At 59.2% G+C, this 25,431-nt stretch carries 22 protein-coding genes; 9 read left to right on the forward strand and 13 right to left on the reverse strand.

Features of this window, described 5'->3' with window-relative positions:
- The first annotated feature begins 127 nt into the window (after positions 1–127).
- From rirA to bfr, 4 genes are all read left to right on the forward strand, one after another.
- Positions 128–589, forward strand: coding sequence for an iron-responsive transcriptional regulator RirA (gene rirA, locus ACTJJ7_RS01265; RefSeq protein ID WP_105732754.1), 462 nt, complete (start codon positions 128–130; stop codon positions 587–589).
- A 59-nt stretch (positions 590–648) separates the two neighbouring features.
- Positions 649–963, forward strand: a complete 315-nt coding sequence (locus tag ACTJJ7_RS01270) for an antibiotic biosynthesis monooxygenase family protein (protein WP_105732753.1) — start codon at positions 649–651, stop codon at positions 961–963.
- Positions 964–1,386: 423 nt separating this feature from the next.
- The gene (locus tag ACTJJ7_RS01275) at positions 1,387–1,698 is read left to right on the forward strand and encodes a (2Fe-2S)-binding protein (protein ID WP_105732752.1); all 312 of its coding nucleotides are present in this window, start codon (positions 1,387–1,389) and stop codon (positions 1,696–1,698) included.
- Positions 1,664–2,149: a bacterioferritin gene (gene bfr, locus ACTJJ7_RS01280; protein WP_105732751.1), complete on the forward strand. Its 486-nt coding sequence runs from the start codon at positions 1,664–1,666 to the stop codon at positions 2,147–2,149. Before ACTJJ7_RS01275 ends, bfr begins: the two co-directional genes overlap by 35 nt.
- A gap of 65 nt (positions 2,150–2,214) precedes the next feature.
- Here bfr and ACTJJ7_RS01285 read toward each other — a convergent pair whose 3' ends face one another.
- The 6 genes from ACTJJ7_RS01285 to pcsA form a co-directional block, all read right to left on the reverse strand.
- Entirely contained in the window at positions 2,215–3,282 is a 1,068-nt protein-coding gene (locus ACTJJ7_RS01285) for a BMP family ABC transporter substrate-binding protein (RefSeq protein ID WP_105732750.1), read from the reverse strand.
- A 56-nt stretch (positions 3,283–3,338) separates the two neighbouring features.
- A complete protein-coding gene (locus ACTJJ7_RS01290; RefSeq protein WP_199537964.1) occupies positions 3,339–4,259 on the reverse strand; it encodes an ABC transporter permease in 921 nt (306 codons plus the stop codon).
- A 1-nt stretch (position 4,260) separates the two neighbouring features.
- Positions 4,261–5,352, reverse strand: coding sequence for an ABC transporter permease (locus ACTJJ7_RS01295; RefSeq protein ID WP_440964911.1), 1,092 nt, complete (start codon positions 5,350–5,352; stop codon positions 4,261–4,263).
- On the reverse strand, positions 5,352–6,935 hold the full coding sequence (locus ACTJJ7_RS01300; RefSeq protein ID WP_440964913.1) for an ABC transporter ATP-binding protein: 1,584 nt from the start codon (positions 6,933–6,935) through the stop codon (positions 5,352–5,354). Before ACTJJ7_RS01300 ends, ACTJJ7_RS01295 begins: the two co-directional genes overlap by 1 nt.
- A 140-nt stretch (positions 6,936–7,075) precedes the next feature.
- Positions 7,076–8,053: a quinone oxidoreductase family protein gene (locus ACTJJ7_RS01305; RefSeq protein WP_440965104.1), complete on the reverse strand. Its 978-nt coding sequence runs from the start codon at positions 8,051–8,053 to the stop codon at positions 7,076–7,078.
- Positions 8,053–8,805, reverse strand: coding sequence for a phosphatidylcholine synthase (gene pcsA / locus ACTJJ7_RS01310; RefSeq protein WP_130269377.1), 753 nt, complete (start codon positions 8,803–8,805; stop codon positions 8,053–8,055). Before pcsA ends, ACTJJ7_RS01305 begins: the two co-directional genes overlap by 1 nt.
- A 162-nt stretch (positions 8,806–8,967) precedes the next feature.
- Here pcsA and ACTJJ7_RS01315 point away from each other — a divergent pair, with 162 nt between their 5' ends.
- A complete protein-coding gene (locus ACTJJ7_RS01315; RefSeq protein ID WP_440964914.1) occupies positions 8,968–10,167 on the forward strand; it encodes a UbiH/UbiF family hydroxylase in 1,200 nt (399 codons plus the stop codon).
- Here ACTJJ7_RS01315 and ACTJJ7_RS01320 read toward each other — a convergent pair.
- The 3 genes from ACTJJ7_RS01320 to ACTJJ7_RS01330 form a co-directional block, all read right to left on the reverse strand.
- Positions 10,164–11,510: an Nramp family divalent metal transporter gene (locus tag ACTJJ7_RS01320; RefSeq protein WP_440964916.1), complete on the reverse strand. Its 1,347-nt coding sequence runs from the start codon at positions 11,508–11,510 to the stop codon at positions 10,164–10,166. The genes ACTJJ7_RS01315 and ACTJJ7_RS01320 overlap by 4 nt on opposite strands.
- Positions 11,511–11,624: 114 nt before the next feature.
- On the reverse strand, positions 11,625–12,242 hold the full coding sequence (locus tag ACTJJ7_RS01325; RefSeq protein WP_440965106.1) for a class I SAM-dependent methyltransferase: 618 nt from the start codon (positions 12,240–12,242) through the stop codon (positions 11,625–11,627).
- Between the two features lie 94 nt (positions 12,243–12,336).
- Positions 12,337–13,281 carry an AEC family transporter gene (locus ACTJJ7_RS01330; RefSeq protein WP_440964917.1) on the reverse strand — a complete coding sequence of 315 codons (945 nt, stop codon included), beginning with the start codon at positions 13,279–13,281 and terminating at the stop codon, positions 12,337–12,339.
- Between the two features lie 103 nt (positions 13,282–13,384).
- On the opposite strand from ACTJJ7_RS01330, the gene hspQ reads away from it, so the two are divergent.
- Positions 13,385–13,723, forward strand: coding sequence for a heat shock protein HspQ (gene hspQ / locus ACTJJ7_RS01335; protein WP_165401825.1), 339 nt, complete (start codon positions 13,385–13,387; stop codon positions 13,721–13,723).
- A 56-nt stretch (positions 13,724–13,779) separates the two neighbouring features.
- Here hspQ and ACTJJ7_RS01340 read toward each other — a convergent pair whose 3' ends face one another.
- Entirely contained in the window at positions 13,780–14,400 is a 621-nt protein-coding gene (locus ACTJJ7_RS01340; protein ID WP_105732745.1) for an invasion associated locus B family protein, read from the reverse strand.
- Between the two features lie 686 nt (positions 14,401–15,086).
- Between ACTJJ7_RS01340 and ACTJJ7_RS01345 the strand changes: the two genes are divergently transcribed.
- Together ACTJJ7_RS01345 and ACTJJ7_RS01350 are read left to right on the forward strand one after the other, a co-directional pair.
- Entirely contained in the window at positions 15,087–16,865 is a 1,779-nt protein-coding gene (locus ACTJJ7_RS01345; protein ID WP_440965108.1) for an extracellular solute-binding protein, read from the forward strand.
- A 10-nt stretch (positions 16,866–16,875) separates the two neighbouring features.
- Complete coding sequence (locus ACTJJ7_RS01350) at positions 16,876–17,541, forward strand: DsbA family oxidoreductase (protein ID WP_440964920.1); 666 nt, start codon at positions 16,876–16,878, stop codon at positions 17,539–17,541.
- 26 nt (positions 17,542–17,567) lie between these two features.
- On the opposite strand, the gene mfd is transcribed toward ACTJJ7_RS01350, so the two are convergent.
- Together mfd and ACTJJ7_RS01360 are read right to left on the reverse strand one after the other, a co-directional pair.
- The gene (mfd, locus tag ACTJJ7_RS01355) at positions 17,568–21,065 is read right to left on the reverse strand and encodes a transcription-repair coupling factor (RefSeq protein ID WP_105732743.1); all 3,498 of its coding nucleotides are present in this window, start codon (positions 21,063–21,065) and stop codon (positions 17,568–17,570) included.
- A 6-nt stretch (positions 21,066–21,071) separates the two neighbouring features.
- The gene (locus ACTJJ7_RS01360; protein ID WP_346307017.1) at positions 21,072–21,359 is read right to left on the reverse strand and encodes an FAD assembly factor SdhE; all 288 of its coding nucleotides are present in this window, start codon (positions 21,357–21,359) and stop codon (positions 21,072–21,074) included.
- Positions 21,360–21,489: 130 nt separating this feature from the next.
- On the opposite strand from ACTJJ7_RS01360, the gene recG reads away from it, so the two are divergent.
- Positions 21,490–23,598, forward strand: a complete 2,109-nt coding sequence (gene recG, locus ACTJJ7_RS01365; RefSeq protein WP_440964922.1) for an ATP-dependent DNA helicase RecG — start codon at positions 21,490–21,492, stop codon at positions 23,596–23,598.
- A 1-nt stretch (position 23,599) separates the two neighbouring features.
- Here the strand turns inward: recG and glmS are convergent, their stop codons facing one another.
- Complete coding sequence (glmS, locus tag ACTJJ7_RS01370; protein WP_440964924.1) at positions 23,600–25,423, reverse strand: glutamine--fructose-6-phosphate transaminase (isomerizing); 1,824 nt, start codon at positions 25,421–25,423, stop codon at positions 23,600–23,602.
- Between the last annotated feature and the right edge of the window lie 8 nt (positions 25,424–25,431).

The raw sequence follows: 25,431 nt of genomic DNA on the forward strand, positions 1-25,431 counted from the left end.
ATTCCGCTGCCCTATTGGAAAATATGAAACTTAGGTTCATATTATTATTTACTTTATCAAGAATAATTCTAAAGTAGCGTCTCGTTCCCATAGCATGACCTGATTTCAGGTTGAGAGAGATATTCCCATGCGACTGACCAGACAGACCAATTATGCCATTCGTATTCTGATGTACTGCGCCGCCAATGATGGCAATCTGAGCCGGATCGCCGAGATTGCGCAGGCCTACACAGTCTCCGAGCTTTTCCTCTTCAAGATCCTGCAGCCGCTCGTTGAAAACGGTTTCATTGAAACCGTGCGCGGACGCAATGGCGGCGTGAAGCTTGGCAAACCTGCCAAGGACATCACCCTTTTCGACGTGGTGCGCGTGACGGAAGAAAACTTTGCCATGGCGGAATGCTTCGAGAACGATGCCGCGGAATGCCCTTTGATTGACAGCTGCGGCCTGAATGCCGCCTTGCGCAAGGCATTGAATGCATTCTTCGAGGTGCTCGCCCAGTATTCCATCGAAGATATCGTCAAGACGAGAGATGTGCGCGCCCTCCTCGGCATCGACAATCTGGCACCCCGGCTCGCCACCGCGAGCTGACACGATTCCTTGGGCGACCGCGACCGGTCGCCAGTCATCCCAATGAATGGAGTTGCGCCATGTATATCGCCATGAATCGTTTCAAGGTTCAGTCCGGCTCCGAGGACGCGTTTGAAACGGTGTGGAAATCACGCGACTCCCGGCTGTCCTCGGTCCCCGGCTTTGTCGAATTCCATCTCCTGCGCGGTGCCCGCAACGAGGATGAGAATTACACGCTCTATGCATCGCACACCGTGTGGCGGACCCAGGCGGATTTCACCGCATGGACTCAGTCCGAACATTTCCGCGCCGCCCATCGCAATGCGGGCGATACCAAGCCGAGTTACATCGGACACCCGCAATTCGAGGGGTTCTCGGTGGTCGAGGGCGCCTGATTTAGTCTTTTTGCGACAAATGAGACGTTTTGACACATGTGTAGCCGGCGATGCATTTTGCCGGTCACAACGATCAAATCGGCGAAATATGATTGAATTGGTTAGGTTATTTTCCCAGTTTAGAATTATTCTAAGTTATTGATATCACGGCATATTCAGCGGCCGGCATTTGACAGAATTCGGACAAACCAGTCTTATAGGAACAGTATTGCGAAGAACGCATAACCTTTAATGTTAGGGCCTTGAACCCTTGCGATTGGAGGAACCCTTGTCTGGTTCGAAAGTATTTCCAGGTTGCGGAACAATGTTTCCCGGCCAATTTCTGCGAAGCGCCACTCACCCTGCGATCGGGAGAAGTTCTGACATTGTAAAACTGTCAGGATTTGCAGGTGTTTATTCTTTTGAATACGGCGCTTAGACAACATGCTCGTATGTCATTGCAATATCATCACGCAGAAAGAAATCGAGAATACTATTACAGAACTTCTCGATATTGATCCGTGGCAATTGATTGTCCCGGCAAAAGTCTACCATGCCATGCAGAAGCGCGGCCGCTGCTGTGGCTGCTTCCCAAACGTCGTTGAAACCATCATAAAGGTGACGGAAGAATATCACCTCCGTCACGGTTCAAACGATTCTGATGCTGTCTCGTTTATCGATCGTGTGCGGGCATTGCGTCACGAATACGGGAGTTCACGGCATGAAAGGCGACAAAAAGGTCATCGAGCGGCTTAACGAGGCACTTTTCCTCGAATTGGGAGCGGTCAACCAGTATTGGTTGCATTATCGCCTGCTGGACGATTGGGGTTACAAGCTGCTCGCCAAGAAGGAGCGCGCCGAATCCATCGAGGAAATGCAGCACGCCGACAAGATCATCGAGCGCATCATCTTCCTCGAAGGCCATCCGAATCTGCAGTCGATCGGCGCCCTGCGCATCGGCCAGAACATCAAGGAAGTTCTGGAAGCTGATCTGGCCGGCGAATATGACGCTGTAAAGTCGTACAAGAAGTCGCGCGAGATTTGCGCGGAAGTCGGCGACTACGTCACCAAGGAACTCTTTGACGAGCTTCTGAAGGACGAGGAAGGCCACATCGATTTCCTCGAAACCCAGCTCGACCTTCTCAAGCGCATCGGCGTCGAGAACTATGGCCAGCTCAATGCAGCCCCGGCCGACGCCGCTGAATAAGCAGCCATCGCATTCACAAAAAAGGGCGCCCATGGGCGCCCTTTCCTTTTGTATCGCGGCAAACCTTATTTCGGCAGCTTGTCGTCCACACCCGCAACATAGAAGTTCATGCCAAGAATGGTCTTGTCGTCGGCGGTTTCACCAGCCTTGAGCCATTCGGAACCGTCCTGCTTCTTGACCGGACCGGTGAAGGGCTTGAGCGCACCGGATGCGATCTTGGCCTGGGTTTCCTCGGCCAGCTTCTTCACATCGTCAGGCATGTTGGTGTAGGGCGCCATGACCACGAGGTTTTCATGCATGCCGTGGAAAACATTGTGGGTCTTCCATGTGCCATCAATCACGGCCTTGGCCCGCTCGATATAGTAAGGCCCCCAATTGTCGACGATGGCGGTCAGCTGGGTTTCCGGACCGAACTTGATCATGTCGGAAGCCTGGCCGAATGCCTTGATCTTGCGTTCCGCTGCAACCTGCATCGGCGCTGTCGAATCCGTATGCTGGGTGATGATATCGACGCCCTGATCGACCAGAGCCTTGGCGGCATCGGCTTCCTTGCCCGGATCGAACCAGGCATTGGCCCAGATCACCTTGACCTTGAAGTTCGGGTTGACCGACTGCGCGCCCAGCATGAAGGAGTTGATGCCCTGCACCACTTCGGGGATCGGGAATGAACCGATATATCCGGCAACGCCGACCTTGGACATTTTGGCAGCAATGACGCCCTGCACGTAGCGGCCTTCATAGAAGCGCGAATTGTACACGGCAACATTGTCGGCCGTCTTGTAGCCGGTCGCGTGTTCGAACTTCACATTCGGGAATTTCTGCGCAACCTTGATCGTCGCATCCATGTAGCCGAATGAGGTCGTGAAGATCAGCTTGTTGCCGGCACGCGCCAGACGCTCGATGGAGCGTTCGGCATCCGCACCCTCAGGCACGCTTTCGAGGAAGGTTGTCTCGACCTTGTCGCCAAGCGCCTTTTCCATCTCCTTGCGGCCCTGATCGTGCTGGTAGGTCCAGCCGAAATCGCCGGGCGGTCCGATATAGATGAAGCCGACCTTCAGTTTGTCTTCGGCATGGGCCGCGCCGGCAACGGCAAAGCTGGCAGCCATGGACAGCGCCATAAGCAGTTTTTTCATTCGTGTTCACCTCTCTGTTAAACCAAAAGCCTTGTCTTTTATTCTCGCCCGGCTGCTCAGCGGTCGGGCACGAAGGGTTTGCCGAGGGATGTCGGCGTATTCATCAGGGTCAGCCGCTTGTTCCGCGAAATCAGAACAAGCACGATAATCGTTGCGAGGTAAGGCAGCGACGACATGAACTGCGAGGGTATGCCGATACCAAGCGCCTGGGCGTGCAACTGGCCGATGGTGACTGCGCCGAAGAGATAGGCGCCCGCCAGAATCCGCCATGGCCGCCACGAGGCGAACACCACCAGTGCAAGCGCGATCCATCCTCGGCCCGACGTCATGTTTTCCACCCATTGCGGCACATAGACGAGCGATAGTTGCGCACCGGCAAGCCCGGCGCAAGCACCGCCGAACATCACGGCGAGGTAACGCACCCGAACAACCCGCACGCCGAGCGCATGGGCCGAGGTATGATTGTCACCGACGGCGCGCAAGGTCAGTCCGGCACGGGTGCGGAACAGGAACCACGTGACGCCGATGGTCAGGAGAATGGAGATGTAGAAAATCGGATCCTGTCCGAACAGGAACTTCCCGACGACCGGCAAATCCGTCAGCACCGGGATATTCAGGGACTGCATCCGCACGCCGGGCAGGCCGACAAAACTCTCGCCGATCATGGCCGAAGCGCCAAGCCCCAGCAGCGTCAAAGCCAGGCCCGTCGCCACCTGGTTGGTGACCAGCGTCAGCGTCAGGAAACCGAACAGCAGCGAAAAAGCGGCCCCGGCGAGAATGGCGGCGAACATGCCGAGCCAAGCCGATCCGGTGAGTTGCGCAACGCCAAAGCCGGCAACGGCACCCATGATCATCATGCCTTCAACGCCGAGATTGAGCACGCCGGAGCGTTCCACCACCAGTTCGCCCATGGCAGCGATCAGCAGGGGTGTTGCGGCAGTGGCAACCGTCAGGAGAATGGCTTCGAACATGCCCATATCATGCCCCCTTTGCTGCGGCATCGCTGTGCCGGCTGACGAAGCGGATGCGGTAATAGATGAGCGTGTCGCTCGCCAGGACGAAGAACAGGATGATGCCCTGGAAGATGCGCGCCGATTTCTCGGAAATGCCGAGCGAAACCTGCGCCGCTTCACCGCCGAGATAGGACAGCGCCAGAACCAGCCCCGCGGCGACAATGCCAAGCGGGTTGAGACGGCCGAGGAAGGCAACGATGATGGCAGTAAAGCCGTAGCCGGGAGAAATCGTCGTGCGCAATTGCCCGACGGCCCCCGAAACCTCGGCAATCCCGGCCAGCCCCGCCAGTGCCCCGGAAACGAGGAAGGCGAAGAATGTCAGGCGTCCGGCGCTGAAACCGGCAAAACGCCCTGCCCGTGCGCTGCGGCCCAGCACCTTGATTTCAAAGCCGTTCAGCGTGCGCGACAGCATGAACCAGACAAGGAGGGCGGCGACAATCGCCAGAACAAATCCCCAATGTGCCCGGCCCGACGAAGCCCATATCTCGGGAAGAATAGCGCTGGAATTGAACTGCACCGTTTCAGGAAAGTTGAAACCTTGCGGATTGCGCCACGGGCCGCGCACGATCCAGTCGAGGAACAGCTGCGCCACGTAAACCAGCATCAGGCTCGTCAGAATTTCGTTGGTGTTGAATCGGACCTTGAGGAACGCCGGAATGGCCGCATAGGCCATGCCGCCCGCCATCCCCAGCAGCAGCATGACCGGCAGGACATACCAGCCCTGAAAATCCGGAAAAACCACCGGCAGGATCGATCCGGCGATGCCGCCCATGATCAATTGCCCCTCCGCGCCGATATTCCAGTTGTTGGAGAGGAAGCAGACCGAAAGACCGACGGCGATCAGGATCAGCGGCGCTGCCTTCACCAGCAGCTCGTGCCACGACCAGATCTCGGTCAGTGGCTCGACGAAATAGGAATAGAGCGCCAAAACCGGGTTCTTGCCGAGCAGTGCAAACAGGATGGCACCGGCAATCAGTGTAAAGAACAGGGCAATGAACGGCGACAGCGCGCTGAACAGCGCTGAATGTTGCGGGCGTCTGACCAGTTCGACACGCATCAGGCAGCCCCTGCACTTGCATGGGCCGAAGCGGCATCGGCACCGCCCATCATCAAACCGGCACGTTCCATGTTCATCGCTTCAATCGGGACCGATTGCGACAGGCGCCCATGCACCATCGCGGCAATCCGGTCGGAGATTTCAAAGAGTTCATCGAGATCCTGGCTGATCACGATCACGGCGGAACCGCTGCGGGCGAGATCGACAAGCGCCTGCCGGATATGGGCGGCAGCACCGGCGTCGACACCCCAGGTCGGCTGGTTGACCACCAGAACGGATGGATTGCGGTCCAGCTCGCGTCCTATCAGAAATTTTTGGAGGTTTCCGCCGGAAAGCGCTGATGCATCTGGATTTTCTGCACTTTTGCGGACATCCATCTGCGCGACGATGCGCTTTGCGGCGAGTACGAGGCTGGATTGCTGGAGCAGCCGCAGCGCCCCTCCGCCAAGAAAGACTTTTCCATCGGTGGCGTAGCGCGACAGAAGCAGATTGTCGGTCAGCGACATATTGGGAACCGCGCCATGCCCGAGACGCTCCTCCGGCACAAAGGCAGCACCGAGCCTGCGCCGCGCCGAGATGCCGGATCGTCCGGTGTCCTTGCCGCGAATACGGACAATGTCCGGCCGTTCCTGCAGCACTTCGCCGGAGATGGCTTCAAACAGTTCGCCCTGTCCATTGCCGGCAACACCGGCAATGCCGAGGATTTCGCCGGGATTGACGGCCAGCCGGATATCATGCAGCGGCACGGAAAATGGGCCGCGCGGCTTCTGCGACAGGCCGTTGACTTCAATCAGGGCCGATTGGGTTGCAGGCGCCGCATTCGGGCGGCGCTCGATCACGTGGATGTCGCTGCCAACCATCATGCGCGCCAGAGAACTTGCGGTTTCCTGGCGCGGATCGCACTGGCCGACAACCTTGCCGTGGCGCAGCACCGTCGCCCGGTCGCACAGGCGCCGCACTTCCTCCAGCCTGTGGCTGATATAAAGGATCGATTTCCCCTCCGACTTCAACCGCTCCAGCGTGACAAACAAAAGGTCGGCTTCCTGCGGCGTCAGCACCGATGTCGGCTCATCGAGAATGATCAGGTCAGGATTTTGCAGCAGGCAGCGGATAATCTCGATCCGCTGGCGTTCGCCCACGGAGAGATCGCCGACCAGCGCATCGGGATCAACCGGCAGACCATAGGTCCGGCCGATGTCCCGCGCCTTTGCCGCGATGGTATTGAGGTCGGTTTTCTCATCGAGCGACAGCGCGATGTTCTCGGCCGCAGTCAGAGCGTCGAAGAGCGAAAAATGCTGGAAAACCATACCGATGCCGAGCGATCTTGCCATTGCCGGATTGGCGACGGCAACGGCTTTGCCCTTCCAGCCGATCTCGCCCGATGTCGGCTGCAACGCGCCGAACAGCATTTTCACCAGCGTGGATTTGCCGGCACCGTTTTCCCCCAGAAGGGCGTGAATTTCTCCGGTGCCGATTGTCAGGTCGATCCCGTCGCAGGCTTTCAGAGAGCCGAAAATTTTGGTGAGCCCGGCTGCCTCCAGAAGTGAATGCCCGGCCCCGTTCTTATCGCTTATGCTTGTCATAGTTCCCCACGGCCCAGGACGATTATTTTAAGGTGCCCCTAACCATTTCCGATCCTATGTCGGGCAGCATCGATTTGGGAAGTGCAAAACCAGAGGTTGCGGCCTTTTGCGCACATTATTCAAGCATCACTTTCAGAAGCTTAAGGAATAAGCACCGTTGTCCCGGTCGTTTTGCGTGCTTCGAGATCGCGATGCGCCGTTGCCGCGTCCTTGAGGGCGTAGGTCTGGCCGATGTCGATGCGCACCGCGCCGCTTTCCACCTGATCAAAAAGCGCACGCGCTGCATTTTCAAGCGCAGACCGCGCCGCGACATAGACGAACAATGTCGGCCGCGTCAGGTAGAGGGAGCCCTTGCGCGACAGGATGCCGAGATCGAATGGCGCAACCGGACCGGATGACTGGCCGAAGCAGACGAGCATGCCGCGCGGACGCAGGCAGTCCAGCGACCCGTCGAATGTATCCTTGCCGACGGAATCATAAACCACGTCGACGCCCTTGCCGCCGGTGATCTCCTTCACCCGTTCGACAAAATTTTCCGTGCGGTAGTTGATGACATGGTCGAAACCGTTCTCAAGCGCGAGCTTCACCTTCTCGTCCGAACCGGCCGTGCCGATGACGGTCGCGCCAAGATGCTTGGCCCACTGGCCGGCTATGAGCCCGACACCGCCAGCCGCCGCATGAAACAGGATCGTATCGCCCTGCTTGACCGGAAAGGTTTCCCGCAGGAGGTAATAGGCCGTCATGCCCTTGAGCATCATCGAACCGGCCTGCTGGAAGGAAATGGCGTCCGGGACCTTGACCAGCCGGTCGGCCGGCATGATGCGTTCCTCCGCATAGGCGCCGATCGGATTGACGTAGGCGACGCGATCGCCGGGCTTCACACCGGTAACACCAGGCCCGACGCTGAGCACGACACCCGCGCCCTCATTGCCCGGAATGAGCGGCAGACCGCTTGGCGACGGGTAGAGGCCGGTGCGGAAATAGACATCGATGAAATTCAGGCCGATGGCTTCATTGCGCATGCGCACTTCGCCAGGACCGGGCTCACCAATCGCAACATCTTCATAAACCAGCGCTTCAGGACCACCCGTCTGATGAATGCGAATTGCCTTGACCATCATGCCTTCTCCGTCCGTCCAAGATTGGGAAATGCCTGCATCACCGCACCGATGAGGAACAGGTAGATGCCTGTGACCGAAATACCGATCCGCACCCAAAGGGGCGAATCCAGATGCTGGTACAGCGAAAGCACGCCGAAGGCGCACCACAGGAAGAAAACCGTGAGATTCAGCGGCCGCAGACGCTGCACGCGCACCGGGTGCAGGAAATAGATCGGCAGGAATGACACAATAGCGGCACCAAGGACGATGGCAAAAGCCACCCATTCCCCCGGCTTGACGATGAACAGGGTGAACACCAGCATGTTCCAGACAACCGGAAAGCCCTTGAAAAAATTTTCCTTCGTCTTCATGCCCGTATCGGCATAGTAGATGGCGCTGGATACAACGATGATCGCCGCCGCCAGAAAGGACAGGCCCTCGCCCATAAAGCCGCGCTGATACAGCGCGAAGGCCGGGATAAGCACATAGGTCATGTAGTCGATGATGTTGTCGAGCAACTCGCCCGACCAGTTGGGCAGCACATATTTGACTTCAAGCTTGCGGGCGATCGGCCCATCAATGCCGTCAACGAACAGCGCCAGCCCCAGCCACCAGAACATGGCCGTCCAGCTGCCTTCGCTGGCCGCGACAACCGAGAGGAAGGCCAGGAAGGAACCGGAGGCGGTCAGCAAATGCACCGAGAAGGCCTTGGCTTGTGGTGCCGTCACTTTTTTGGGTTTAACGCCCCGGGGCAAAGTTGGTTTTTTCACGGTCCGCGCCAATCTGCTGCATGATACTGATCCGCTTGTCGCTATATGTTACCAAGGACAAACGATTTGCGAGCAGCTTTTCTTGAAAACGACCCAAAGCGCAAGCAATGTTCCTGATATAAACTGTTGAAAGCCAAAACGGCTTGGAAGCGGAGACAGATGATGACCAGCACCCGAACGGATCCCATTGTTGTTGCAGGAACCGGTCATGTCGGCCTGATTGCCGCCATTGCCCTTGGTCAGCACCTTGAAAACGTCGTCAGTCTCGGCGTTATCCCCGCCGGCACGGACAAGCGCACGACAGCTCTCATGATGCCCGCCATCCGTTTTCTCCAGCGCACCGGTCTCTGGGACAGCATTGCGCCGCATGCCGCACCCATCGGTTCCATGCGCATCCTCGACGGCACGAACCGGCTGGTCAGAAGCCCTGCGGTGACATTCGAGGCCTCGGAAATCGATGAGGACGCCTTTGGCTACAACATCCCCAATGCCGCGCTCACCAAAACGCTCAGCAACGCGCTGAAGCAATCGCCGGTCCGCCATGTCACCGCTTCGGCAACCCATTATCATCCGGTGGATAATGCCATGGCGGTCGAAGCCAGTGATGGTTCGGTGTTCACCGCCAACATCGTTATTGCCGCAGATGGCCGCTCGTCCCTGGCCCGGGAAGCCGCGGGCATCTCGGCGCGCACCTGGCAATACAATCAGACCGCGGTCGTGCTCAGCTTTAGCCACACGCGCGATCATCATGATATTTCAACGGAATTTCACACCGAGCATGGCCCGTTCACGCAGGTGCCGCTTGCGGGGAAACGCTCGAGCCTCGTCTGGGTGACCACACCCGCTCATGCGGCGGAACTTCTGGACCTGAATGCGCAACAGCTGGCGGTCCGCGTCGAGGAACGCATGCAGTCCATGCTCGGCGCCGTCACCATCGATGTCGAAGCGCAGGCCTGGCCGCTGTCCGGCCTCGTCCCGAACGCCTTTGCCCGCAACCGCGTGTTTCTGGCAGGCGAATCGGCGCATGTGTTTCCGCCCATCGGTGCGCAGGGGCTCAATCTTGGCGTCCGGGATGTGGAAACATTGCTTGATACCCTGCCAGCCGATGGCAGCGATCTTGGCGCCGCGGCGGTTGTTTCGGCCTATAACCGCAAGCGCAGCCCCGATATCATCGCCCGCACCGGCGCGGTCGACGCGCTGAACCGGTCATTGCTGTCGGATTTCCTGCCCGTGCAGATGGTGCGCAGCGGCGGCCTTGAACTGCTCCGTACCTTCTCGCCCCTGCGCAGTTTTCTGATGCGGGAGGGCCTGCGCCCCGGCAGCGGCTTTCGCTGGCCGCGCCGGGACGCAAAGCGCGCCTAGACGAGAACGAAGTCCAGCAGCAGCTTGATGTTCAGCACGGCAATCACCACCGCAATGATCATGGCAAGCACCGTGAGCCATTTCGGCGAGACCAGCACACCCATCTTGGTCTTGCTGGCTGTGAACATGACCAGCGGGAACACGGCAAAGGACAGCTGAAGGCTGAGCACGACCTGCGTCAGGATCAAAAGCTTGGCCGTTCCGCTGTCGCCGTACCAGACGGTCACGGCGGCAGCGGGAACAATGGCAATGGCGCGGGTGATCAACCGGCGCAGCCAGGGCGCCAGCCTGATTTTCAAAAATCCCTCCATCACGATCTGCCCGGCCAAGGTTGCCGTGACCGTCGAATTGACGCCGCAGCACAGCAAGGCGATACCAAACAGGGTCGGGGCGAACCCCCAGCCCAGCAATGGCGCAAGCAGTGAATGCGCCTCGCCGAGTTCCGCCACTTCGGTCCGCCCCGTCTTGTTGAAGGTCGCGGCGGCAAGGATGAGGATCGCCGCATTGATGACCAGGGCAAAGGTCAGCGCTATCGTCGAGTCCCAGGTGGCGTATTTCAGTGCCTGGCGTTTTTCCGGCGTGGTGTGGCCGTAGTCGCGCGTCTGGATGATACCGGAGTGCAGATAGAGATTGTGCGGCATCACGGTCGCACCGAGAATACCGAGCGCGAGATAGAGCATTTCCGGGTTGGTGACGATTTCCGTAGTCGGGGCAAATCCCTTGATCACAGCGGCCCAATCGGGGTCCGCGAGGAAAATCTGGATGCCGAAGCACAGCGCGATCACGCCCAGCAGCGTGATGATCAGCGCTTCCACCCAGCGGAAGCCAAGCTTTTGCAGATAGAGGATCAGGAAGACGTCGAGCGCGGTGATGAGAACGCCAAGTTCAAGCGGAATGCCGAAAATCAGGTTGAGGCCGATCGCGGTGCCGATGACTTCGGCGATGTCCGTGGCAATGATGGCAAGCTCCGCCATGAACCAGAGCGTATAGGCGACCGGCCGTGGAAAGGCATCGCGGCAAGCCTGCGCCAGGTCCCTGCCCGATCCGATTGCCAGACGCGCGCAAAGCGCCTGCAGGACCACGGCCATGATGTTGGATACCAACGCGACGACAAGCAGCGTGTAGCCGAACTTCGACCCGCCGGCGAGTGATGTCGCCCAGTTTCCCGGATCCATATAGCCCACGGCGACCAAATAGCCCGGTCCCACAAAGGCTGCGGCCCTGCGCCAGCCCGGTCCTGCCGTCCTGACAGCGACCGAGCGATGCACATCCGAAAGCGATGCATCCCCCCGTTCGCGCCGCCAGCCTTCGTCCGTATCGGCTGCCTGCCGCAAGGAATCCATGAAATACCTCTAATCGCAATTGCAAATCATTCGCAATAGTACACGGAAAGCGCGCGCTCACAAGAGCGGTCTTCCTGCGGCGAAACAGCCCACATTGGACCTGCAGGCATTGCCTCAGATCAGTGCAAAAACACCGGCATTCACCTTTGCGTCGGTCACTTGTCCGAAATCCGGCACCGCATATTCGGCAATGAGCCGGAGCCGCTCGCGCGGAAGATGTGCCCGGCCGGGATCGCCGATGAGAACCGTGGCGCCCGCCAGAAGGCAGCGATCGAGGAAAAGCAGAACACGCCGCGCGAGATCGGGGGCGTAAAACAGATCGCCTGCGGCAACGAGATCGACATCCAATACCGGATCCAATACCGGGCCAGCTGTCAGATCCGCATGCATCGAGGTCAGGCAGACACCATTGAGACCGGCATTGAGCTGTTGCGCGGCAATGGCATTTCCGTCTGTTTCGGCGGTGGTTACGCGCATCGCACCCGCCTTTGCCGCCGCTATGCCGACTATTCCCGAACCTGCCCCGAGATCCAGCACATGCCGTCCGCGCACAATCTCAGGGTGATCGAGAAAATAACGGGCAAGCACCGCGCCGCCCGCCCAATGATAGGCCCAGTACGGCGGTTCAGGATCAGGATGTGCGCCGGAAGCGATAAGACGGCGCAATCCGCTCGCCGGGGTGGCGGTGTGGAGCACGATTTCCGGAACTGCCGGGACAGCCATCACAGGCATATGCGCCTGAATGAATTTCGCAGGATCGATGGTCAACGGCACTCCGGCAGCACGGCCACACCCGGACGTTCGCCGGGCGGCCCCCAGCTCCTTATCAGGGAATGAGGCCGTGCGTCATCAGGTAAAGCCACAGGGTCAGGGTCACGACCGAAAACAGCGTCGTCGCCAGGATGCTGCTCGAAGCCCGTTCGACCCAGACGCCATATTGCTGGGCAATGACGAACACATTGGTTGCCGTCGGCAGCGCGGCCAGCAGCATGGCGGTGTACACCCAGACCGGCGGAAAGTCGCCGGCAAGATGAAGGATGGCGTAGATGAGCAGCGGCTGGAAAACCAGCTTGACCGGGACAATCAGATACAATTCCTGCGGCACGCGTTTCAAGGGGCGCAAGGCAAGGGTGACGCCCATGGCAAAAAGTGCGCAGGGTGCAGCCGCCTTGGCCAGAAGATCGATGAGCTTGTCGATGGAAACAGGCGGCTCGAACCCGGCGATTGCAGCGGCGACACCGAGAATGGTTGCGATGATGAAGGGATGCAGGAATATCTTCTTGAGAACACTGACCGCCAGATCGCGCGGGCGGCGCTTGTCATTGCCGGAAAGCGCCATCATCAGCGGCGCCATGACAAAGTGCAGCGTGTTGTCAAAACAGAAGATGAGGGCAACCGGCACCGCAGCGGGTGCGCCGAAGGCCATGATGGCCAATCCCGGCCCCATATAGCCGATATTGCCATAGGCGGCGGCAAGCCCCTGAATGGTGCTTTCGTCGATTTTGCGCGTTCTGAAAAATGCAAAGCCGAACATCACCAGAAAAACACAAAGTGTTGATGCGGTGCAGCCGATAATAAAGGCCCACTGAGTCAGCTCAGCGACAGGTGTCTTTGAAAGGATCTGGAAAAACAGTGCCGGCAACGCCACATAGACAATGAAAACGTTCATCCATCCCAAGGCTTCCAGCGGCTGACGACTGATGCGGGCTACCAGAAATCCCAGGAAGATCAGGCCGAAAAATGGAAGAACGAGATTGAAGACGCTGAGCATGACAAGCTTTGACTGTTGGGAACGCGACCGGAAATGGCAGGACGCCATCGATGTCCGCACGATTTGATGGAGACAGGTATGTCTCTGATATCTATAATGAATGATGATGATGAAACAAATACGCCACGCAAAATTTCAGATCGGGCAGGTTGTAAGCCACCGGATATTCGCTTTTCGCGGCGTAATTTTCGATGTCGATCCTGAATTCAACAACACCGAGGAATGGTATCAGTCCATTCCCGAAGATATCCGGCCGAGCCGCGACCAGCCCTTTTACCATCTCTTTGCCGAGAACGCCGACAGCGAATATGTGGCCTATGTTTCGGAGCAGAATCTCGTCGCCGATACATCCGGCGTTCCCCTGCGGCATCCGCAGATCAAGGACATGTTCGACAAGCCGCTAAACGGTGTCTACCGGGTCAAAAGTCCGCACATCAACTGAATCCGCGCAATAAAAAAGGGACGCCAAAGCGTCCCTTTTTCGTACCGGCGGTTCGATCAGTTTCCGGCCTTGGCCTTCGCCTGTTCGGCCTTCATCTTGTCTTCGAATTCCTTCTGGCGCTTCTGGACTTCTTCCTGAAGCGTCTTCTGACGGTCTTCGATTTCCGACTGCTGCAGGCCGGGGCCGTCAAATGCCTGGCTGAAACCGGTCAGCGCAACGGTGATCGGGTTTGGCTTGTTCTGGAAGTTGACCGAGGTCAGCGTGAGCTGGGCGCCCTTCTTGAAGGAAGCGACGAGTTCATCCGACATGGCGACTTCCGAGATGCAGCGATCCGGGAAGCAGATGGCGAAATCGATCTTCTGGGTCTTGCCGCCATTGATCTGCAGTCCAACGCCTGGAGCGATCAGACGGCCGGTCGGCACGGAGACCTGGAAAATCTTGCGATTGACCTTACCCTTGATCTCGATGAGGTTGACGGCTGTCAGAAGCTGGCCGCTATCGGCAGTCACGATGTTCTGCGTGTTGCAGATATCGTTTTCTTCCTGCTTGGAGCAAACCTTGAACCAACCCTGCGGCGTTCTCTGCTGCTGGGCTGATGCTGGTACTGCCGCGGCGGCGAGTAATGCAATTGCACCCGCGATGGATGCGGTTGCAGCGAATGTCTTCGGGTTGGACATGGTCAACTGGTTCCTTTCAGCGCACTTATCCGAAGTGTAACTTGATCACTAAGAATTGCTTTCTCTGGATTGGTTACCAAATGAGGCAACAGAGTGACCCTTCGTCTCGAACGCCGTGTTACACTGCATGTTAATGCAAATCCAGACTACTTTTAGGGTCAAGCCCCATTAACATGATCGAAATGGCGCCCGAAACGGCAAGAAGATGCCGCGCATGTTCCGGTCCGGCCTCCGGCTGGGCCGAAAGACACATGCGCAAGTCGATATTTGGAGCATGGTCTTGCCCGAAAAGTCGAACAACTTTTCGGGACCATGCTCTGAGAGATGCGAAGGGCGGGGTCTTTCCCCCGGCCGAGCGGCTCGACACAGCAGCTTGCAGCCGTTTCGGCGTCCGGAGGATATGGTCCATTTGTCCGGCTTCATCGTCGCAAAGGCTTGACAATGAACCACATTGCCTTCGCCTTTGCTCCTTGTAACCGAACAAATGGCCTCATACCATTTCGACCAGATTAATGGGTCTTGACCCTAGCTCTGTTGTCATTTCAGGAAGATGATTACACCCCTTTGGCCGTAGAATCGTCACGAGATGGTAATCTTGTGGGCGAATCAAAGGAAAATCCCGCCAAAGGGACCACAAGGTTGAGACGATGCTGAAGAAAAGTTTCCAGATTCTGGCCCTGCTGACCATGGCTTGTTCGATGACAAGCGCGGTTCTGGCCGAGCCAAAACATGGAATCGCCATGCGCGGCGAGCCTGCCCTGCCCGCTGATTACCCCTATTTTCCCTATGTGAATCCCGATGCGCCCAAGGGCGGCTCGATAACCTATGGCGTGGTGGGCACATTCGACAGCCTCAACCCCTTTCTGATCAAGAGCATGCGCACCTATGCGCGCGGCGTTTTCGGCGACCCCGAATTTGGCAATCTGGTCTACGAAACGCTGATGCAGCGCAGCGCCGACGAGCCCTTCACCATGTATGGCTTGCTGGCGGAGAAGGTGGAAACCAACGAGGAACGCACATTCGTTGAATTCACGCTGAACCCCAAGGCCAAATGGTCCGATGGCCAGCCTGTCACGCCGGATGACGTGATCTTCACCTTTAATCTCCTGACGGAGAAAGGGCGCCCGCCCTTCAACACGCGGATGAAACTGATCTCGAAGATCGAACAGGTCGGCGAGCACGGTGTCCGCATCACCTTCAATGATCAGGCCAACCGGGAATTTCCCCTCATTCTCGCGCTGATGCCTGTTTTGCCGAAGCACGCCGTCGCCCCCGACACGTTTGACCGGTCGCCGCTTGCCATCCCGGTCGGCAGCGGCCCCTATGTGGTGTCGCAGGTGCAGCCGGGACAGCGCATCGTCTTCAAACGCGATCCGAATTACTGGGCGGCAGATTTGCCGAGCCGGCGCGGCTTCAATAATTATGACGTGATCACTGTCGAATATTTCCGCAATCTGCAGGCGCAGTTCGAGGCGTTCAAGAAGGGCGTTTTTGACGTGTTCATGGAAGGCGACCCCAACAAGTGGGCATCGTCCTACGGCTTTCCGGCCTTCAATGACGGACGCGTGGTCAAAAAGACGTTTGAGACCCATTCACCCGCCAATGTCTATGGTTTCGTCTTCAACACGCGCCGCGACGAGTTCAAGGACCGGTATGTCCGCGAGGCGCTCGCCCTGATGTTCGATTTTGAGTGGACCAACCGCAACCTCTATGCCGGACGCTATCAGCGCCTGGCCAGCTATTGGCAGGGTTCGGAACTATCGGCGCTCGGAAAGCCCGCCGATGCGGCCGAACGCGCGATTCTTGCCCCGTTCCCCGACGCGGTCCTGCCTGAAGTCATGGATGGCACCTACAAACCTGCCATGACGGATGGCTCGGGCCGCGACCGCAAGGAAATGAAGCGCGCCTACGATCTGCTGGTCAGCCGCGGCTACACAATCAAGGACGAGCAGATGCTCGACCCGAACGGCAATGCGCTGAGTTTCGAAATTTTGACGCGCTCCGTGGCCGAAGAGCGGCTGGGTATCGCCTACAAACGCACGCTGGAACGCCTCGGTATCGCGGTCACGATCCGCACGGTCGATGACGCGCAATATCAGAAACGCCTGCAAACCTTTGATTATGATGTCATTCTTGGCGCCTATTCCGGATCGCTCTCACCAGGATATGAACAATATGCCCGCTGGGGCAGCCAATCGAAGGACATCGAGGGCAGCTTCAACTATGCCGGTGTTGCCGACCCGGTTGTCGACGCGCTGATTGACAAGATGCTTGCCGTCCACGGCCAGGCGGAGTTTGTCAGCATCGTGCGTGCCCTCGACAGAGTGCTGATCTCCGGCCATTATATGGTGCCGATTTACTACCAGCCCGAGCAATGGATTGCCTATTGGGCGCATCTGCAACACCCGGACAAGACATCTCTCAACGGCTACCAGCTTCAGACGTGGTGGTCTGACAAACGATAGGTTGAACATCATGACCGAAAAGAAATTTACCATCGACGTTGTGTCGGATGTTGTCTGCCCCTGGTGCTTTGTCGGCCGCAAGCGGCTGGAAAGCGCCCTCGCCCTCAATCCCGATCTGGACGTGACGGTCAACTGGCGCCCGTTTCAGCTCGATCCGACGCTGCCGAAGCAGGGCAAGGACCGCAACCGCTACATGACCGAGAAGTTCGGCAGCTCGGACCGGATTTTTGAAGTGCATCAGCAATTGATCGAACTCGGCAAGGAAGAAGGCATCGAGTTCGACTTCGAGGCAATCGAGATCGCCCCCAATACACTCGACGCGCATCGCCTGATCCGCTGGGCCTCGCAGGCCGGTCCCGATATCCAGGACAGGATCGTCGGCATTCTCTTTTCCTATTATTTTGAACAGGGAAAGAACATCGGCGACCATCAGGTGCTGATCGAAGCGGCTGAAGAAGCCGGCATGGACAGCGCCATCGTCGCGAGCCTGCTGCCGACCGATGCGGACAGCGTTGGCGTGCGCCAGGAAATCGACACCGCCAACCAGATCGGCGTGCGCGGCGTGCCCTGCTTCATCCTGGATCAGAAATACGCTGTTATGGGCGCACAGTCCGCCGACGCGCTGGCCGATGCCATCCGCCAGACGGCCGACGGTTTCGAACCCCGCCCGACCTGATATGAAGCGCCGGCGGAGACTGGCCGCTATGCGGCGGCCAGTTTCGCCAGCTGGGTCATCACGACGGCCGCACCATTCAGGCGCTTTTCCGCCGTTGGCCAATCGCGCACGAACACGATGCTCTGGTCCGGGCGGATTTTTGCCATCGAGCCCTGTTCGCCGATCATCTTCACCAATGCCGCCGGATTGCTGAACGTCTTGTTGCGGAACTGGATGACGATGCCCTTCGGCCCGGCATCGAGCTTGTCGACATTGGCACGGCGGCACAGCGCCTTGATGTAGACGATCTTGAGCAGATGCTGCACTTCATCCGGCAGGGGGCCGAACCGGTCGATCAGCTCGGCGCCAAAGCCATCGATATCCTGCAGTTCCTCCAGATCGGCGAGACGGCGATACAGCCCCAGCCGCAATTGCAGGTCCGGCACATAGGTTTCCGGAATCATCACCGCCGTGCCGACCGCAATCTGCGGTGACCAGTGGCCATCCTCGACCTCGCCCGTCCCCTTGATCTCCGCAACAGCCTCTTCCAGCATCTGCTGGTAGAGTTCGAAGCCGACTTCCTTGATATGGCCGGACTGTTCTTCGCCGAGCAGATTGCCCGCACCGCGAATATCCATGTCGTGGCTCGCCAGCTGGAAACCGGCACCGAGCGTATCGAGCGACTGCAGCACCTTCAGCCGCCGGTCGGCCATCTGCGTCAGCATCTTGTTGGCCGGCAGCGTGAACAGCGCGAAAGCGCGCTGCTTCGACCGGCCGACGCGGCCGCGCAGCTGGTAGAGCTGGGCGAGACCGAACATGTCGGCACGGTGGATGATCAGCGTGTTGGCCGTCGGGATATCAAGACCGGATTCAACGATGGTCGTCGACAGCAATACGTCGTATTGCCCGTCATAGAAGGCATTCATGATGTCGTCGAGTTCGCCCGGCGGCATCTGACCGTGGGCAACGGCGACTTTCAGCTCCGGCACCTGCGAATCCAGAAATTCCTTGATCTCGCTGAGGTCCGAAATCCGCGGGCAGACATAAAAGCTCTGGCCACCGCGATAACGCTCACGCAGCAATGTTTCGCGGATCACAAGCGGATCGAATGGCGAGACGAACGTGCGCACGGCCATGCGGTCGACCGGCGGCGTGGTGATCAGCGACAATTCGCGCACGCCTGTCAGCGCCAGCTGCAATGTGCGCGGGATCGGCGTGGCCGACAGGGTCAGCACGTGGACGTCGGATTTGAGATCCTTCAGCCGTTCCTTGTGCTTGACGCCGAAATGCTGCTCTTCGTCGATGATCAGAAGACCGAGATTCTTGAACTTGATGCCCTGCCCGAGCAAAGCATGGGTGCCGACGACGATATCGACCTGTCCCTCGGCAATGCCCTTCTTGTTCTCGGCCAGTTCCTTGGCGCCCACCAGCCGCGACGCCTGTGCCACATTGACCGGCAATCCCTGAAACCGTGTCGAAAAGGTTTTGTAGTGCTGGCGCGACAACAGCGTGGTTGGCACGACCACGGCCACCTGAACCCCGTTGAGCGCGGCGACGAAGGCGGCGCGCAGCGCCACTTCCGTCTTGCCGAAGCCGACATCGCCGCAGATCAGCCGGTCCATGGGCTTGCCAAGCGAGAGATCGTCGATCACGGCTTCGATGGCGCGGTCCTGGTCTTCCGTTTCGTCATAGGGGAAACGCGCGGCAAACTCGCCATAAAGCCCGTCGGGCGGCGTAAGCACGGGAGCGCCCCGCATCTGCCGCTCGGCCGCAATACGGATGAGGTGACCGGCAATCTCCAGCAGGCGTTTCTTCAGCTTGGCCTTGCGCGCCTGCCACGCCCCGCCGCCCAGCTTGTCAAGGACAGCCGTCGAGCTTTCCGAGCCAAACCGGGAGAGGAGTTCGATGTTTTCAACCGGCAGGAACAGGCGGTCATCGCCCGCATAATGGATTTCCAGGCAATCATGCGGCGCACCGGCGGCCGTGATCGTCCGCAAGCCGACAAACCGCCCGATGCCATGGTCGACGTGCACGACGATATCGCCGGCATTCAGCGCCGCCACCTCGCTGATGAAATCCTGATCACGCTTGCGGCGCTTGGAACGGCGGATAAGCCGGTCACCCAGAATATCCTGTTCGGCGACAACAACGAGATCGCCCGCATCGAAACCGGTTTCCAGCGACAGGATGCCCGCCGTGATCTTGTCGCGCGCCAGCGCCTTGACCGTGCGCAGGTCTTCGACCAGTTCGATCTTTTCCAGCCCATGCTCGTTCAGAACCTGGATGAGCCGGTCACGCGAACCTTCGCTCCATGCGGCCAGAAGCACTTTTTTGCCGGCTGCCCGCTCATCAGCGATGTGCTTGACCACGCTGTCAAACACATTGGCATCCTTGGCCGTGCGTTCCTCGACAAACGTGCGCCCGCGATGGGCACCGGCATGAATGACGGAGCGGCCGGTCGCGAACGGCGCATCGAACGGCGAGAAGTCAACGCGCATGCCCGAGGCCACCGCCGCGGCTTCCACCTCTGCCGGTGTCAGGTAGAGCGAGCCCGGTTCGACGGGCTTGTAGGGCACCGCCTCGCCCGGTTCCGTGCCATCGGACTGCTTCTTGCGCGCCTCATAGTGATCAACCACCATCTTGTGGCGTTCAGCCATGGCTTCATGCGCCAGATGGTCGAAAATGACAGGCATGCGGCCCGCATGGTCGAAGACGGTTTCCATGCGCTCGTAGAACAGCGGCAGCCAATGCTCCATGCCGGCGAAGCGACGCCCCTCCGATATCGCCTGATACAACGCGTCATCGCGCGACGGCGCGCCGAATTTCTGCACATAATGCGAGCGGAACCGGCTGATCGTTTCGGGCGAGAGCGTGATTTCGCTCATCGGCTGCATGGAGAATTCGGTTTTCTGGCTGGATGTGCGCTGCGATGCGGCGTCGAATGTGCGGATGGATTCCAGCGTATCTCCAAAGAAATCAAGCCGCAGCGGCTCTTCAGCGCCGGGCACGAACAGATCGAGAATACCGCCGCGCACGGCATATTCGCCCACATCCCGCACGGTCGAAACGCGCTCAAACCCATTGTTTTCAAGGCGTTGAACAAGCGCATTCATGTCAATTCTGTTGCCGGGTTTGGCGAGAAAAAGTTGTTCCGCCAGGACTTTTCGCGGCGGCAGCTTTTGCAGCACCGCATTGGCGGTCGCGAGAATGACGCCGGGGTGCTTCTGCTCGCGCAGGGCCGCAAGGCCAGCCAGAGCCGCTAGACGCCGCGCCGCCGTGTCCGAGCCCGGCGATACGCGGTCATAGGGCAAGCAGTCCCAGGCGGGCAGTTGCAGCACCGGCAGATCGGGTTGAACGAAGCTGAGCACCTGTTCGATGTCGGCGACGCGCTGGCCATCGCTGGCGATGAACAGCACGGGACCGCCCGCTCCCGCCTCGGCAACCACCTTGGCAAGCGCAAATGCTTCATATCCGTCGACCACACCGTCGATGACGACGTGTCCGTTGATATCCGGTTTCAGTCCGAGTTTGGAAAAGGCATTCATGTCTGATCAGAATTTCATTGCGTTGCGGGAAGCCAGAATCCTGTGAAAGATCGGCGTATCGAATTCTTCGGGAACCTCAGCCTCCCCGGTAACCCATTTCAGAAGGTCGCGGTCGAGCGCTTCCATCAGCGCTTCATACTGGTCGAGTTCCGCCTCTGTCAGGCTTTCGATGTGCGCATCGGCGAACTGTCCGAGAATCAGATCCATCTCGCGCATGCCGCGATGCCAGGAACGGAAGAGGATTTTGCGCTGTCTTGGCGGCAGATCAACTGTTGAACGACTGCTTCCGGTCATGGACAGTCTCCCTTGAAATATCGTGAAAAGGCTTCGGTGGGCGGGAAGCCAAAGGATTGCGGCTGGGTATAGCGCGCCTTGCCGACGATGTCAGCCTTGCAACGCATTATGAACGCGTTAAACCTAGGGAATGCGTCCTTCATTGCTTGATCCCCTTTTTGCTTCTGTCCGCTCGCTGCCCGGCATCGGGCCGAAAGTGACGGGTCTGCTTGCCACGCTGCTGGGAACACAGCCACCCGGAACCGAACCGCGCGTCGGCAATCTGGTCTACCTGCCGCCCAACAGTGTCATTGACCGGCGCAATCGCCCCGGCATCGCCCATGCGCCGGAGGGTGCCATCGTGACGCTGGAAGTGCGTATCGACCGGCACCAGCCGGCACCGAGCGGACGAAGCAACGTACCGCACCGGGTTTTTGCGCATGACGATACCGGCGAAATCGGCCTTGTCTTCTTTCATGCCAAGCGCCCCTGGCTGGAAAATATCATGCCGGTCGGCGAAACCGTTATCGTCTCCGGCCGCATCGAATGGTTCAACGGCCGCCCGAGCATGGTTCACCCCGACCATATCGCCAGCATCGCCGATGCAGCGTCGCTGCCGCTTGTCGAACCGGTTTATCCGCTGACGGCCGGGCTGTCGCCCAAGGTGCTGGCACGCGGCATACATGAAGCGCTGGCACGCACACCGGAAATGCCCGAGTGGATCGAGGCGCCCGTGCTGGCAAAACATGGTTTTCCCGCGCACCGGCAGGCGCTTGAAACGATTCATCGCCCGCAGGATCCCTCCGATATCGCACTGGACCATCCCGCGCGCCAGCGGCTTGCCTATGACGAGTTTCTGGCAGGCCAGCTTGCTCTGGCGCTCGTGCGGCTGAAAACCCGCCGGCTGTCCGGCCGCAAGCTGGAGGGCGACGGCAGCCTGAAAGCCAAAGTCATTGAAGCCTTGCCCTATGACCTGACGGGCAGCCAGCAACAGGCGATCAAGGAGATTATCGCTGACCTGCGCCAGCCGGAACGCATGCTCCGGCTTTTGCAAGGCGACGTTGGTTCGGGCAAAACCATCGTCGGCCTTTTGGCCATGGCGCATGCGGCCGAATCCGGTGGCCAATCCGCCCTGATGGTGCCGACCGAGGTTCTGGCCCGGCAGCACTATGCCACCATTGCGCCGCTCGCGGCCAAGGCGGGTCTGCGGACAGCCCTGCTGACCGGCCGGGAAAAGGGCCGCGAGCGCGAGGATATTCTTGACGGCCTGCGTTCCGGCGCCATCCACATCGTCATCGGGACGCATGCGCTCTTCCAGGAAAAGGTGAACTACCACGATCTTGTCTTTGTAATCATTGATGAACAGCATCGTTTCGGTGTGCATCAACGGCTGTTGCTTCAGTCCAAGGGATCCGCGCCTGATATGCTGGTCATGACAGCAACGCCCATTCCGCGCACGCTGGTTCTGACCGCCTTTGGCGACATGGACGTGTCGAAACTGACGGAAAAGCCCGCCGGGCGTCGGCCGATCACCACCGCCATCCTGCCGATGGAGCGCCTGAGCGAGCTGGTGGACCGCATGCGCCGCGCCATCGCCGACGGCCAGAAAATCTACTGGATCTGCCCGCTGGTCGAAGAATCCGAATTGGTTGACCTGGTTTCAGCCGAAGAGCGCTTCCAGTCGCTGCAGCCCTTGCTGGGTAATCAGATCGGCCTCGTCCACGGCCGCATGACCGGGCAGGAAAAAGACGCCGCCATGCTGGCCTTCAAGAACGGCGAGACGCGTCTGCTGATTGCAACCACAGTCATTGAAGTGGGCGTGGATGTGCCCGATGCCACGATTATCGTCATTGAGCATGCCGAGCGGTTCGGCCTTGCCCAGTTGCACCAGCTGCGCGGCCGCGTCGGGCGCGGCGACAAGCCGTCAACCTGCCTGCTGCTCTATAAGGGCCCGCTCGGCGAGGTGGCGCGGGCGCGGCTGGAAATCATGCGCGAGACGGAAGATGGCTTCCGCATTGCCGAGGAAGATCTGAAACTGCGCGGCGAAGGCGAATTGCTGGGCACCCGCCAATCCGGCACGCCGGGTTTTCGCCTCGCCAGCATCGAGGCGCATCAGGAGCTGCTCGAAATCGCCAGGAAAGATGCGCGCTATATTCTCGGGCGCGACCCGGAACTGCAGAGCGCGCGCGGCGAAGCCCTGCGCGTCCTGCTCTATCTCTTTGAGCGCGATGAAGCCGTCCGGCTGCTTCGCGCCGGGTGAATCATTCAACCGTGACCGATTTTGCCAGATTGCGCGGCTGGTCGACGTCCGTTCCCATGAAGACAGCCGTGTAATAGGCCAGCATCTGGATCGGCAGCGCATAAATGATCGGCGTGATGATTTCGGGCATATCCGGCAGAATGACCGTATGCATGGTTTTCAGCGTGCTTGCCGCCGCGCCGCGCTCATCGGTGATCAGGATGATCTTGCCGCCGCGCGCCGCCACTTCCTGCATGTTCGATACGGTCTTTTCAAACCAGTGATCATAGGGGGCAATGACGATGACCGGCATGGATTCATCGATCAGCGCGATCGGGCCGTGCTTCAACTCGCCCGCCGCATACCCCTCCGCATGAATGTAGGAAATTTCCTTCAGCTTCAGCGCGCCTTCCAGCGCCAGCGGGAAACTCGTGCCGCGGCCGAGATAAAGCGCATGCTTGACCTGCGAGAGATCGCGGCTGATCGCCTCGATCTGCTGCTCAAGCTTCAGGGCCTGCGTGGCATAGCGCGGAATTTCTGACAGTTCATGCACCAGACGCCGCTCGTCGTCTTCCGAAATGGTCCCGCGCATCTTGCCGGCAATAACCGCCAGCGACGCAAGCACCGACAACTGGCAGGTGAACGCCTTGGTGGAAGCAACGCCGACTTCCGGACCGGCCAGGGTCGGGAAGATGGTGTCCGACTCGCGCGCCATGGTCGATTCCCGCACATTGACCACCGAACCGATGGTCAGTCCCTGCTGCTTGCAGTAGCGCAGCGACGCCAGCGTATCGGCGGTTTCGCCGGACTGGGAGACAAACAGCGCCAGGCTGTCCTTGGACAGGGGCATTTCGCGGTAACGGAATTCTGAGGCCACATCGATATCGACGGGAAGCCGCGCAATGTGTTCGAACCAGTATTTGCCGATCAGTCCGGCGTAGTAGGCCGTTCCGCAGGCGGAGGCTGCGATCCGGTCGATCCTGGCAAAATCCACGGGCGCCGCATTGCTGCGGACCGTGCCCTTGGAAAAATCGAGATAATTGGCCAGCGTATGGGAAATCACTTCAGGCTGTTCATGGATTTCCTTTTCCATGAAGTGCCGGTGATTGCCTTTGCTGACGAGGAACGCCGTACCGGCTGATTTTTCGATGCGGCGCTGCACGGCTGCACCGGCCTCGTCATAGATCACCACGCCCTTGCGCGTCAGCACGGCCCAGTCACCGTCCTCCAGATAGGACAGGCGGTCGGTGAAAGGGGCAAGCGCGATGGCGTCCGAGCCCAGATACATCTCGCCGTCGCCGTAACCGACCGCAAGCGGCGGGCCATTGCGGGCCGCGATCAGCAGGTCGTCTTCGCCCTTGAACATGATGGCAATGGCAAAGGCACCGCGCAGCTGCGGCAAGGTCTGGCGAACGGCTTCAACCGGAGCAAGGCCGCGATCCAGCGCACGCGTCACCAGATGGGCGACCGTCTCCGTGTCGGTTTCCGTCTCGAAGACGTAGCCGTCCTTTTCCAGCATGCTGCGCAGCTCGGCAAAATTCTCGATGATGCCGTTGTGAATGACGGCAAGGCGCGGCGTGGTGTGCGGGTGGGCATTGCGCACGGTTGGCGCGCCATGCGTGGCCCAGCGCGTGTGGCCGATGCCGATGGTACCGGAAAGCGGCTGATCCTTCAGCAGCGTATCGAGATTGACCAGTTTGCCTTCGGCGCGCCGCCGGTCGAGAACACCTCCGTCCAGCGTTGCAACCCCGGCGGAATCATAACCGCGATATTCCAAGCGTTTCAGCGCGTCCACCAGCAAAGGCGCAACCTGCTCGCGTCCGATAATTCCTACAATACCGCACATAAAAAGCT

The organism is Phyllobacterium sp. 22229 (genome assembly GCF_052056495.1).
Classification (GTDB): Bacteria; Pseudomonadota; Alphaproteobacteria; order Rhizobiales; family Rhizobiaceae; genus Phyllobacterium; species Phyllobacterium myrsinacearum.